Genomic DNA, 12,452 nt, shown 5'->3' with positions numbered 1-12,452 from the left:
GTGGAGACATGCAACGGTATTTCATAGATGAAATGTATGAGGGGCAGGAAACTGCTGTACTTTCAGGAGAAAACTTCCATCACATCGTCCGCGTGATGAGGATGAAAACAGGTGATTCGCTGTGGATCGTATTTAATGGAGGAAAAGCCGGAAAAGGGATCATTGTTGATATTGCCGACTCTTCGGTGGAAGTTCGCATTGCTGAATGGGAAGAAACAAGGAAAGAACTCCCTGTTCAAGTGACAATAGCGAGCGGGCTGCCCAAAGGGGATAAATGGGAATGGATCATTCAAAAAGGGACAGAGCTGGGCGCTTCACAATTTGTCCCTTTCATTGCGACTCGCTCCGTTGTAAAATGGGAAGAGAAAAAGTCCTTGAAAAAGCTGGAACGATGGAAAAAAATAGCGAAAGAGGCTGCTGAGCAATCTCATCGCCAAGTCATTCCAAAAATCGTGAAGCCTGTATCTTTCAGCGAATTGCTAAACCTTGGAAAAAATTTTAGTCATAAGGCAATTGCCTACGAAGAAGCAGCAAAAGACGGTGAAAAAGGCAATTTCGCGCAAGTGCTTTCCTCTTGTTCTCCAAGTGACCGACTATTATTGGTTTTTGGGCCTGAAGGCGGATTTGCGGACGAGGAAGCTGCTAAACTGAAAAGTCATGGATTTACTTTATGTGGGCTTGGCCCAAGAATATTAAGGACGGAAACTGCTCCGTTATATGCTCTATCGGCAGTTTCCTACCACTTTGAATTAATGAGGTGATTTTAATGTCTCTCGTGGCATTTCATACATTAGGCTGCAAAGTCAACCACTATGAAACGGAAGCCATTTGGCAGCTGTTTAAAAATAACGGCTATGAACGGGTTGAGTTTGAAGATACTGCTGACGTTTATGTCATCAATACGTGTACAGTTACTAATACTGGCGATAAGAAAAGCCGGCAGGTCATTCGCAGGGCAATTCGGAAAAATCCTGATGCAGTGATTTGTGTAACCGGCTGTTATGCACAAACTTCACCGGCAGAAATCATGGCTATTCCCGGAGTAGACGTTGTTGTGGGAACCCAGGACCGGGTGAAGATGCTCGATTATATCGAGCAATATAAAAATGAGCGCCAGCCGATTAATGGTGTAGGCAATATCATGAAAAACCGTGTTTATGAGGAGCTGGATGTTCCTGCATTTACTGATAGAACACGTGCTTCTCTTAAAATTCAGGAAGGCTGCAACAACTTCTGTACGTTTTGCATCATTCCTTGGGCACGTGGATTAATGCGTTCTCGGGATCCTGAAGAAGTTATCCGCCAGGCACAGCAACTTGTAGATGCCGGATATAAAGAAATTGTATTAACCGGGATTCATACAGGTGGTTACGGTGAGGACATGAAAGACTACAATCTGGCAGCTTTGCTCCGTGATCTTGAAGCGAAAGTGAAAGGATTGAAAAGACTTCGGATTTCCTCCATTGAAGCGAGCCAGCTTACGGATGAGGTCATTGATGTCATCGATAAGTCCAAGCTTGTCGTAAGACACTTGCACATACCTCTTCAATCAGGCTCAAACACAGTGTTAAAAAGAATGCGCCGTAAGTATACGATGGAGTTTTTTGCAGAACGTCTTGAACTATTGAAAAAAGCATTGCCTGATCTGGCGATCACTTCGGATATCATCGTTGGTTTTCCGGGTGAAACCGAAGATGAATTCATGGAAACATATAATTTTGTAAAAGAGCATAAATTCTCTGAGCTTCATGTATTCCCATACTCCATGAGAACCGGGACGCCTGCAGCCAGGATGAAAGATCAGATTGATGAGAGTGTCAAAAACGAGCGCGTTCACCGCTTAATTACACTTTCGGACCAATTGGCAAAAGAATATGCTTCCAAATTTGAGGACGAGGTTCTTGAAGTCATTCCTGAAGAGCCGTTCAAAGATAGCCCTGACAACGGCTTATATGTAGGATATACCGACAATTATCTTAAAGTTGTTTTTCCGGCCACAGAGGAAATGGTCGGCAAGCTTGTAAGGGTCAAAATAACAAAAGCTGGATATCCATACAGCGAAGGGCAGTTTGTCCGTGTAATGGATGAAGATGCCCCGGCCTCTATGGTGGTATAAAAAGAACTGCAGCGATAAGCTGCAGTTTTTTTAAAGGTTTAAAAATAAAAGTTGAGAGAGGGACAAAAATATGCTAGAAAAAAATTATATAGCTCAAATGATTGACCACACACTATTGAAAGCTGATGCAACAAAAGATGAAATCAAAACTTTATGTGAAGAGGCTAAACAATATCAATTCGCTTCCGTTTGTGTAAATCCAACGTGGGTTGAATATGCGGCCGATCTATTGAAAGATACGGATGTAAAAGTTTGTACAGTCATCGGATTCCCACTGGGGGCTTCTACACCTGAAACGAAAGCATTTGAAACAGAAGATGCCATTGAAAAAGGGGCTACGGAAGTGGATATGGTAGTAAATATCGGGGACTTAAAAGGCGGAAAATTAGACCTTGTTGAAAAAGATATCCAAGCTGTCACTTCTGTTGCAAAAGGAAAAGCGCTTGTCAAGGTAATCATTGAAACATGTCTTTTAAATGAAGATGAAAAAAGGAATGCATGTGAAATTGCGAAACGGGCCGGTGCCGAATTTGTTAAAACTTCAACAGGCTTTTCAACCGGAGGCGCAACTGAACAGGATGTAGCGTTGATGCGGGAAACTGTTGGAAGCCAAATGGGAGTAAAGGCATCCGGTGGAGTCCGCTCCAAGGAAGACGCTGAGAAAATGATCAAAGCTGGCGCAAATAGAATTGGGGCAAGCTCCGGAGTTAAAATTATGAACAGTAATTGAGGCATCTTTTTGTAAGAGGAACGGAGCTATTTCTTCAGGGCTGGCATAATTTTTAATTCCAGGTAACACTTCCAGCCGAACAAATTAAATATTTTGTGCTTCTTGCTATTTATGTGTAATTGACAAAAAATCATGGAAAGCGTCTCATTTTCTAATAGGGGAATATTTCATGTTTGAACCCTTGATTACAATGTTTGAGATGCTGGCATTATCGTAACAATTGCCTTATATTGACTAGGTTCCACTTTTTTAGAAATATGATTTATCTGGAGAAGCTTAATCGCAGGCAGCAGCAAACTGCGATTATCTTCTTTGGTTCTTTGCAATCATCGGCACGTATTTAGGTTATAGACTTAGTGTGGAAACTTGAATAATGATCGCTGATTTGTCTATCTATCCGCAGACGAGGCAATTGTGCTAATTCCCGGGTGATCGGTATTGTATACGTTGGCTTGCTTAGGGGGATATAAGCTTGGAATAGGGCAGCCTTGATTAGGGGATCCATCGATTTACATTGGGTGGATTCACAGCACTTTCCTGTGGGCTTGCGAGACTATTGTCGTCGGAGTGCTGACCGGTATGTTTCATAAGAATCTGGTTAATCTTAAACATGTCACTCGACTGACTCCATGGTTTAATGGAGCCTATAATTGGAAATTGAAGAAAAAGAAGAATTGCTGTCAGTAAGCCAGAATTATGTAAAGGCATTGAGGGAAAGCCTTGAAATTTGAAATATAATGAAAGCTATCTAAGTCAGATGCATAATAATTGCTTATAAATACATCTTAAACCAAGTTTTCTACCTTTTAATCCAAATACTGCCCTAGACATCTGTAACTTTAATATAATATAGATGTAAACGCATTCATTTATATTATTTAGAAGGGGGAGGCATATGTATACATTTTTAGCTGGGATTGCGCTTTTAATCATAGGGTATTTTACCTATGGCAAATTTGTTGAAAAGGTATTTGGGGTAAAGGAGGAGCGAGCTACTCCTGCATATGTTAATGGCGATGGTGTTGATTACATCCCTATGAGCACGTCTAAAAATTCCATGATTCAACTTTTAAATATAGCCGGTACTGGCCCGGTTTTTGGGCCGATTATGGGAGCGCTGTATGGTCCTGTAGCTTTTCTCTGGATTGTAATCGGTGCCATCTTTGCAGGAGCAGTCCATGATTATCTGACTGGTATGATTTCTATCCGTAATCGCGGAGCACACTTACCTGAACTTGCCAGCAAGTTTTTAGGAAAAGTGATGAAGCATGTCGTCAACGGCTTTGCAGTTTTGCTTCTTCTTTTGGTTGGTACTGTTTTCGTCTCAACACCTGCTAGTCTACTCCATGTTTTAATGGATGGAAAGATTGCCTTGGGCGTTATTATCGCAGCTGTTTTCCTATATTATATTTTAGCTACTTTAATGCCAATTGATAAAATCATTGGGCGCTTATACCCTTATTTTGGAGCACTGCTTTTAATAAGTGCGGTAGGAGTGGGGATTGGATTGGTTTTTACTGGGGCGCCGATTCCTGAACTTTCGTTCAAGAACTTCCACCCTAACAATTTACCGATCTTCCCTTTGATCTTTTTTACGATAACATGCGGGGCCCTTTCAGGCTTCCATGCAACGCAAACACCGATTATTTCGCGTACGACGCAGAAGGAAAAACAAGGGCGTAAAATTTTCTACGGTATGATGATTGTAGAAGCTATTATCGCAATGATATGGGCTGCAGCAGGAATGAGCCTTTTCGGCGGCTATAATGGTTTGAATGAAGTGTTGGCAGCAGGTGGACCTGGTGCTGTTGTAAGTGAAGTATCTGTAGCTATGCTTGGAGCAATTGGCGGAACGCTTGCTATCCTTGGCGTTGTTGTTCTTCCAATCACATCCGGTGATACAGCTTTCCGGAGTGCGCGTATGATTATCGCAGAATACTTCAATATTGCCCAAAAGAAATTCAGCAGCCGTTTATGGATTGCCATTCCATTATTTGCAATATCTGTTGTTTTGACGCAGATCGATTTTAACATACTATGGAGATACTTCAGCTGGGCCAACCAGGCAACTGCTGTCATCGCTCTATTCGTAGGTGCGATGTACCTGTATATAGCAAAGAAAAATTACTATATTTCGCTTGTTCCCGGAACGTTCATGCTTGTCATGGTCATCACCTATATTTTAAATGCACAAATCGGCTTTAATCTTCCGATGAATACCGCGTGGATTGGCGGCTTTATCGGTGCAGCTTTTCTGGTGGCCCTATTCTTTAAAGCCGCTAGGAAAAACCGTACAATGAACCTACCGCTTGAAGATGATATTTCTAATTGGAACAGGGTGGCCTAATGGGCTGCTGCGGTCCCGAATATAGAAAAGCTGTCAATGAGAAAGAAGAAAAGATTAATGAAAAAGGGAAGGAATCACTTCCCTTTTTCATTAAAATTCTCGGCGCGACCATCGTCGCTGGTGCAATAGTGGCTTTCTTGCTAGTTAAATAATAATCAAATATGAAAAGATGAGGCCATCCAGAAAGTCAGTTGATTATCTGGATGGCCTAATTGAGATTAAATCTGAATTGAGGGTTAATCGAAATTTTAGGTTGTTACCACTTTTGTGAGCCAGATATGATAGTCACAAAGATGGGCTAATTTACCGAAGTGGCAAAAAGATTTGATATCTCGATAGCTATATAAATTGAATTAAATATTGTGTGCTCATCAACATTAGCCCGAGGCACTACATAGAGATTTAAAAGTTACAGTGGAAGGCGGCGACTCCTCGAAAATGCTTCGCATTTCCATCGTGAGATGCTTATTCGGAGAAGCTTTTCCTTTTTATTTGGCGAGGCGGACCTAGCTTACCTGCGGTGGGAATTAGCAGTAATAGAAATGATGTGGCTAACAACTTTGCATGCTTCCGTTGATATCTCACAACTACTTGTTCTTCAACTTAAAACTTTCAGATGGCATCTATCGAATTCTAGGGCTTCTTTTATGCATCTTAATGATGAATCGCCCAAACTGATGCGAAAAGGGCAGAACTGCTGCCGAGCAAATGATATTGAATATGACGCTTGCATGTGCGAGTTGAGTTTCCGGATTTGCTGTTAGAACAATGCTCCAATCAGCCAAGAAGGATATGAACGGTAAAAAAGCCAAGACACCGATAATATTCAGCCATAAATGGGCATATGCTGTAAGCCGTGCTTCGTTCCCCGCTCCAATCCCCGCCAAAAGCGCTGTGGAACAAGTCCCGATATTGGATCCCATCATGATGAGAATGCCAGTTTCTAAACTGAAGATGCCTGTTCCGATAAAACTCATGGCAATGCCGGTAACAACCGTGCTCGACTGGATGACAGCAGTAAGCAGTACGCCTATCAAGAAAGCGTAGAACATACTATTTTCCATTCGTACAATGAAATTATGTACATAGTCAACGCTGGTCAGCGGACTGGATAGCCATCCGAAGCCGTTCATGGCAGCAAAGATTATGCCGATCCCCATAAAAATAAAGCCGGTGCTTTTAACTTTGGCGCTTCGAAAGAAGAGGCAGATTGCCCCCGCTGTTAAAAGGGGAATAATGACAACTGATAAGTCAAAAGAAAGGATTTCCAAAGTCACGGTAGTCCCAATATTTGTTCCCAGTATAATTCCGATTGTCTGAGGGAAAGTCAGTATTCTTGCTGATACGAGTCCGACGGCAATGACTGTCACCGCCGAGCTGCTCTGAAGGATAACTGTCATAAAAATTCCTGCGAACATGCTTTTCAGCGGCGTGTTTGTCACATTCCGAAGCCAGCGTTCCAACGCACTTCCCGATAAATTGAAAAGCCCGATTCTCATCCAAGTCATGCCCAGCAAGAAGCATACAGCCAATAAAAAAAATAAAAAAATGTAGAGCATGTCCTCACCCCTATTGAATGATATGGGCTCAAACTCTCGGACATGCAAGAAAATCCAATTACTCCGTTCAATCCATTGACCAGAAATAATTGTTATAATATAATTGCTAAGTACATGGATTTCGATCCATTGGCATGTAATTGTGATCGCTATGTTCGGAGGGAGGGAAAGTTAGATGTCAAAAACAGTAGTTCGCAAAAATGAATCTCTTGAGGACGCTCTTCGCCGTTTTAAGCGTACTGTTTCTAAAACAGGGACTCTACAAGAAGCTAGAAAACGCGAGTTTTATGAAAAACCAAGCGTTAAGCGTAAGAAAAAATCTGAAGCCGCAAGAAAACGTAAATTTTAAGAGGGTGGACCAATGAATCTTCTTGATCGTTTGAACGAGGATATGAAGCAGGCAATGAAAAGCAAAGAGAAAGAAAAGCTCTCTGTCATTCGCATGCTCAAAGCTGCATTGCAAAATGAAGCAATCAAACAGGGTAATAAGCAATTATCAGAAGATGAAGAGTTGACAGTCCTTTCTCGCGAAGTGAAGCAGCGTAAAGACTCCCTCCATGAATTTGAAAAAGCTGGCCGAGAAGATCTCGCTCAGAAAGTTAGAGAAGAACTTAGTATTATAAGTTATTATATGCCGGAACAACTGTCTGATGATGAAGTGGAAGAACTTGTTCGTAAAGCAATTGCTGATACAGGCGCATCAACGAAGGCTGATATGGGCAAAGTAATGGGCGCTCTAATGCCTAAAGTAAAGGGCAAAGCGGACGGAACACTTGTCAGTAAGCTTGTTCAACGGCATCTGTCATAAACAGGAAACAAAGCCGGAAAGCATATGCTTTCCGGCTTTGTTGTTAGACCCCTGTGTTACATAAATAATATATTTAAATTCCTTTTGGGATTTAAGGTATAATAGAAGCAGAAACATGAAACTTTTTCCCTTGCGTTCCGTAATGTTTAATGACGGGTTTTTTATGAAGGGAGGGGATATTGTTGAAGAGGATTCTAGCTTCTGTTTTTCTTATTTTAGCGGGGGTTATATCATTTCTACCTGTTCAGGCTGAAGGGAAAGAAAATAATGTATATGTCATTCCAATAAAGGATGATGTCGAAAAAGGCTTGAACGCGTTCTTGGACAGGGCGATCAGTACTGCAGAAAAAGAAAAAGCGGATATGATCGTTTTTGATATGAACACTCCGGGAGGAGCTGTCGACGCTGCGCGGGATATTGGAAACAGGATAGCCAAAACGGATGTGAAAACGGTCACATTTGTCAATTCATGGGCCATCTCGGCAGGCTCTTATATAGCTTTGCATACAGATGAAATCTATATGACGCCAAATGCTGTCATGGGGGCTGCTGCGGTCATTGATCAGCAAGGCAATACCGCTGGTGAAAAAGCAGAGAGTATGTGGCTTGCAGCCATGGAAGCTGCAGCAAAAAAAAGCGGGCGCGACCCGCAAATTGCCAAAGCGATGGCAAGTAAGAAGGTTGACCTTCCGGACTTGAAAGAAAATGGAAAGCTCTTGACACTTGAAGCTGATCAAGCACTTAAAGTGGGATATTCCGAAGCTACTGTCAACAACATTGATGAACTTCTCAAAGCTGCTGGAATGACGGATGCCAAGATTCATTCGGTTGAGCCTTCCTTTGCCGAGTCTCTTGCTAGGCTGATCACCAATCCGGTTGTCGTCCCGATACTGTTGACAATAGCAAGCCTCGGACTTGTACTTGAATTGTATACGCCGGGCTTTGGTTTGCCGGGCGGGATGGGTCTTTCCGCTTTACTGCTATTCTTTTACGGCCATTATGTTGCTGGGTTCGCCGGTTATGAAGCTATTCTTCTATTTGTTGTCGGACTCATTCTGATTGCAGCTGAAATCTTTGTCGCGGGTGGAATATTAGGTATTCTTGGAACAGTTGCAGTCATCGGCAGCATGTTTTTGGCAGGAGAAAATGTCGTCCAAATGGGAATGTCCATTGTAACTGCTTTGCTCCTTGCGTTTATATTAATAATAATCATGTTAAAGGTGTTTGGTAAAAGAGTGAATATATTCAGGAAGTTCATATTGACTGACTCGACGAATACGGAAAGCGGCTATGTTTCAAACGTAAACAGGTTGGAGTTGATCGGGCGTGAGGGAGTGACAGTCACGCCGTTAAGACCATCCGGAACTATCAAGGTTGATGATGAACGTCTGGACGTAGTTGCGGAAGGCAGCTTTATTGAAAACAATACAACTGTTAAAGTAGTAAAGGTAGAGGGGTCACGCATTGTCGTTCGGCCTGTTTAATGTAATGATGAGGAGGAAAAGGAATGCTTGGTGCTGAGACACTATTCTTATTGGTCATAATTGTCATAGCGATTATTGTTGTTTCTGTTTTAATCACCTTTGTTCCGATTGGCCTGTGGATTTCCGCGTTGGCCGCTGGAGTAAAAGTCGGTATTTTCACTTTGATTGGGATGAGATTAAGAAGGGTCATTCCAAGGCGCGTCGTAGAACCGCTGATTAAAGCCCACAAAGCAGGGCTTCCTGTGGCAACAAATCAGCTTGAGAGCCACTATTTGGCGGGCGGTAACGTGGACCGAGTGGTCAATGCGCTGATTGCGGCTCAACGCGCGAATATTGAGTTGACATTCGAACGAGCTGCAGCTATCGATCTTGCAGGTCGTGATGTTTTAGAAGCTGTTCAAATGAGTGTTAACCCTAAGGTTATTGAGACACCTTTCATTGCGGGTGTTGCAATGGACGGTATTGAGGTAAAGGCTAAAGCCAGGATTACAGTTCGTGCGAACATTGACAGACTCGTCGGGGGTGCAGGAGAAGAGACTGTAATCGCCCGTGTCGGTGAAGGGGTCGTTTCTACAATCGGTTCTAGCGATAATCATAAAAAGGTACTTGAAAACCCTGATATGATTTCCCGGACCGTTTTAGCAAAAGGCCTTGATGCAGGTACGGCGTTTGAGATTCTTTCCATTGATATTGCCGACGTTGATATAGGTAAAAACATTGGTGCCCAGTTGCAGACGGACCAGGCCGAGGCAGACAAAAAAATTGCTCAAGCCAAAGCCGAGGAAAGAAGGGCAATGGCTGTTGCGAATGAGCAGGAAATGAAGGCTCGCGTTGAAGAGATGAGAGCAAAAGTGGTCGAGGCAGAGGCAGAAGTGCCGCTGGCCATGTCAGAAGCCCTCAAATCAGGCAATCTTGGAGTAATGGATTATTTATCGCTTCGCAACATTGATGCGGATACAGATATGCGTGATTCCATCGGGAGAATGACGAGACCGAAGGATGACAAAAAGCCGGAGTAATTTTCAATAAATAAAATGCGTAAAGTGTAAATGCGGATAGTGGACAATTAACTTTTCGGCGACGCACAGGGGGTGCCAGTGCAGGCAAAACGGAAGGAAGTCGCTGATTGAGCCTGCCTTTTACTCCCAGCCCCTCGAGGTCACAAGCCCACAAGGAAGAAAGTGCAGCGGCGTAGCATCGAGGATGGTCTGACCATAGCAAAGCTGCAAGAAGCTTACTCGAAGAGGATTTTCAAGATGTTATTGAAGTCAGCCGCTTGGCTGAATGCCTGCCTCCTCGGGAATAGTCTTGTGCTTGTCAGGACTAAGCGGGCACTTACGCTCTTCTTAAATGAAAGGGGGTAACTCCTTTGGAACAGTTTTTACCGATCATTATCATAGCCCTGATCAGCTTTTTCGTAAACAGGGCTAGTGAACAAAAGAAACGGGCTGCCAATCGCGAACAGCCCACAAAACCGAATAACCGGCCAACTCAATCTAGGCAGGGGGAGAGCTGGATGCCTCCTGTAGATAGGCCATCCCTGGAAAAGCCAAATCCTGTTCAGACGGAACGTCCTAGGAGTCTGAGAGAAGCTGCAGAAATATTGCTTTCTCAAATGCAGCCGCAGCTTGAGGAAAAAAAGGCTGAATCCGAAAGTAAAATCGAGGAGCTTCAAAGAGAAGCAGCAGTTTATGAAAAAAAAGCTCGTGAATTTCAACAAAAAGCGGAAGCTGTTAAAAAGTTAAAAGCGGCAGATCCACAAATGGAATCTTTTTTTCAAAAAGACGATATTGTCAAAGGCATTATCATGTCAGAGGTCCTTGGACCGCCAAGAGCTAAAAGAAGATACGGCCGCTAAGAAAAATAGAGTGATGAAACCCCCTTTCAACTCATACATATGAGATGAAAGGGGGTTCTTTTTCATGGCGAAAAAATGGACACACCGATTTCGCAAATGGGCTACAGAAAAAATGGAACTGCCGCCCGATGTAATGATGGACCTCCCGCGTGTAACAATCGTCGGCCAATTGCACATTTATATCGAGAATCATAAGGGCCTCCTTGCTTTTTCCGATCAGGAGCTGAGGCTGCTTCTAAAGCAGGGACAGCTTTTAATAAAAGGGAAATCCTTCGTAATCAAAACAATACTGCCGGAAGAAATATTGCTGGAAGGTAAAATAAACGAAGTTTTGTATTTGAAAGAATAGGAGTGGCACAAATGAAGAACCGTTGGATGACCTTTCTATCGGGCCGGGTATTGGTTAAGGTGGATGGACAAGGATTGGAGCTCCTGCTAAACAAAATGACGAGGGCCGGCATTGCGGTATGGAAAGTGAATCGTCTCAAGTCGGATGCCATTCTTTTTTATATTTCACTTCAAGATATACATAAGTTGAGGAAAGCTGCCCGTCGTTTTGAATGCCGAATTTCGTTCATTCGCGGTGAGGGGGCCCCTTTTCTATGGAAAAGATTGTTTAAAAACAGTGGATTTCTAGGTGGAATGGTGTTGTTTTTAATATTAATCACAATGCTTTCAAATATTACTTGGGGGATTGAAATCAAAGGGGCCAACCCCGAAACCGAGCATAAAATCAGGAAAGAGCTGACAAAGCTGGGTGTCCGGGTTGGCACCTCCCACTTTTTAAATCAGGATCTTGAAAAGATTCAACGTGGATTGACGGACCGCGTTGATAATATTACATGGATCGGAGTGGAGTTAAAAGGGACAACCTTTCATTTCCAAGTCGTGGAAAAAACGGAGCCTAAAAAACAGGAAGGGCGGTCACCAGGTCATCTTGTAGCAGCCAAAAAAGCGGTTGTTGAAAAAATGTTTGTGGAAAAAGGAAAACCGCTTGTTAAAGTGAATCAATTTGTGGAAAAGGGTCAGATACTTGTTTCAGGTACAATAGGCAATGAAAATGAAACAAAAATAATTTCTGCACGTGGAGAGGTTTGGGGTAAAACATGGTACGAAACGAACGCTGAGTTCCCGCTGCAGTCAACCTTTCAAATATTTAATGGTGAAGAAAAAAGAACACATCTATTGAGGTTCGGCTCTTTTTCGGTGCCGGTTTGGGGATTCGGCAAGGCAGGATTTGACACATATGAAGTGGAGGCCGACGTTCATCCAGTTCGTTTTCTAGGAAAAGAACTTCCTGTAGCTTATATTGAGAAAACAGTCCGAGCGACGGAAGAATATAACCGTTCTCTTACCGAAAAAGAAGCAGCTGAAGCGGCGAAAGAGCTGGCGCGAAGAGATCTGATTAAAAATATTCCCGAGGATGCACGTATAGATGATGAGATTATTTTGCATGAAGAAGTGGAGAATGGTAAAGTAAAGCTGACAATGTATTTCCAAGTGATAGAAAATATTGCATTAGAGAAACCGATCACTCAAGGAGATTAAAA

At 42.8% G+C, this 12,452-nt stretch carries 13 protein-coding genes; 12 read left to right on the top strand and 1 reads right to left on the bottom strand.

Features of this window, described 5'->3' with window-relative positions:
• Positions 1–8 precede the first annotated feature (8 nt).
• From D4T97_RS13425 to D4T97_RS20545, 5 genes are all read left to right on the top strand, one after another.
• Positions 9–761: a 16S rRNA (uracil(1498)-N(3))-methyltransferase gene (locus D4T97_RS13425; RefSeq protein ID WP_126051254.1), complete on the top strand. Its 753-nt coding sequence runs from the start codon at positions 9–11 to the stop codon at positions 759–761.
• A gap of 5 nt (positions 762–766) precedes the next feature.
• Positions 767–2,116, top strand: coding sequence for a tRNA (N(6)-L-threonylcarbamoyladenosine(37)-C(2))-methylthiotransferase MtaB (gene mtaB, locus D4T97_RS13420; RefSeq protein ID WP_126051253.1), 1,350 nt, complete (start codon positions 767–769; stop codon positions 2,114–2,116).
• 70 nt (positions 2,117–2,186) lie between these two features.
• Positions 2,187–2,846: a deoxyribose-phosphate aldolase gene (deoC, locus tag D4T97_RS13415; RefSeq protein WP_126051252.1), complete on the top strand. Its 660-nt coding sequence runs from the start codon at positions 2,187–2,189 to the stop codon at positions 2,844–2,846.
• Between the two features lie 895 nt (positions 2,847–3,741).
• Complete coding sequence (locus D4T97_RS13405) at positions 3,742–5,193, top strand: carbon starvation CstA family protein (RefSeq protein ID WP_126051251.1); 1,452 nt, start codon at positions 3,742–3,744, stop codon at positions 5,191–5,193.
• Positions 5,193–5,345 (top strand): hypothetical protein, encoded by a 153-nt coding sequence (locus tag D4T97_RS20545; protein ID WP_164525573.1) that lies wholly within the window; start codon positions 5,193–5,195, stop codon positions 5,343–5,345. The genes D4T97_RS13405 and D4T97_RS20545 overlap by 1 nt, the downstream gene beginning before the upstream one ends.
• A 471-nt stretch (positions 5,346–5,816) precedes the next feature.
• On the opposite strand, the gene D4T97_RS13400 is transcribed toward D4T97_RS20545, so the two are convergent.
• The gene (locus tag D4T97_RS13400) at positions 5,817–6,752 is read right to left on the bottom strand and encodes a Na/Pi symporter (RefSeq protein ID WP_126051250.1); all 936 of its coding nucleotides are present in this window, start codon (positions 6,750–6,752) and stop codon (positions 5,817–5,819) included.
• Between the two features lie 175 nt (positions 6,753–6,927).
• Between D4T97_RS13400 and rpsU the strand changes: the two genes are divergently transcribed.
• The 7 genes from rpsU to yqfD all read left to right on the top strand — a co-directional run bounded on the left by rpsU (position 6,928) and on the right by yqfD (position 12,450).
• Complete coding sequence (rpsU, locus tag D4T97_RS13395; RefSeq protein ID WP_007087607.1) at positions 6,928–7,101, top strand: 30S ribosomal protein S21; 174 nt, start codon at positions 6,928–6,930, stop codon at positions 7,099–7,101.
• 12 nt (positions 7,102–7,113) lie between these two features.
• Positions 7,114–7,560, top strand: coding sequence for a GatB/YqeY domain-containing protein (locus D4T97_RS13390; protein WP_126051249.1), 447 nt, complete (start codon positions 7,114–7,116; stop codon positions 7,558–7,560).
• 176 nt (positions 7,561–7,736) lie between these two features.
• Positions 7,737–9,044, top strand: coding sequence for an NfeD family protein (locus D4T97_RS13385; RefSeq protein WP_126051248.1), 1,308 nt, complete (start codon positions 7,737–7,739; stop codon positions 9,042–9,044).
• A 23-nt stretch (positions 9,045–9,067) separates the two neighbouring features.
• On the top strand, positions 9,068–10,063 hold the full coding sequence (gene floA / locus D4T97_RS13380) for a flotillin-like protein FloA (RefSeq protein ID WP_126051247.1): 996 nt from the start codon (positions 9,068–9,070) through the stop codon (positions 10,061–10,063).
• A 350-nt stretch (positions 10,064–10,413) separates the two neighbouring features.
• A complete protein-coding gene (locus D4T97_RS13375; RefSeq protein ID WP_126051246.1) occupies positions 10,414–10,902 on the top strand; it encodes a hypothetical protein in 489 nt (162 codons plus the stop codon).
• A gap of 64 nt (positions 10,903–10,966) precedes the next feature.
• Positions 10,967–11,251 carry a sporulation protein YqfC gene (gene yqfC, locus D4T97_RS13370; RefSeq protein ID WP_126051245.1) on the top strand — a complete coding sequence of 95 codons (285 nt, stop codon included), beginning with the start codon at positions 10,967–10,969 and terminating at the stop codon, positions 11,249–11,251.
• A gap of 11 nt (positions 11,252–11,262) precedes the next feature.
• Complete coding sequence (gene yqfD / locus D4T97_RS13365) at positions 11,263–12,450, top strand: sporulation protein YqfD (protein WP_126051244.1); 1,188 nt, start codon at positions 11,263–11,265, stop codon at positions 12,448–12,450.
• Positions 12,451–12,452: the final 2 nt, after the last annotated feature.

This window comes from Siminovitchia acidinfaciens, from assembly GCF_003605385.1.
Taxonomy (GTDB): domain Bacteria; phylum Bacillota; class Bacilli; order Bacillales; family Bacillaceae_C; genus Siminovitchia; species Siminovitchia acidinfaciens.
Note: the sequence above shows the minus strand (reverse complement) of the source record. Positions and strands in the feature narration are given on the sequence as shown.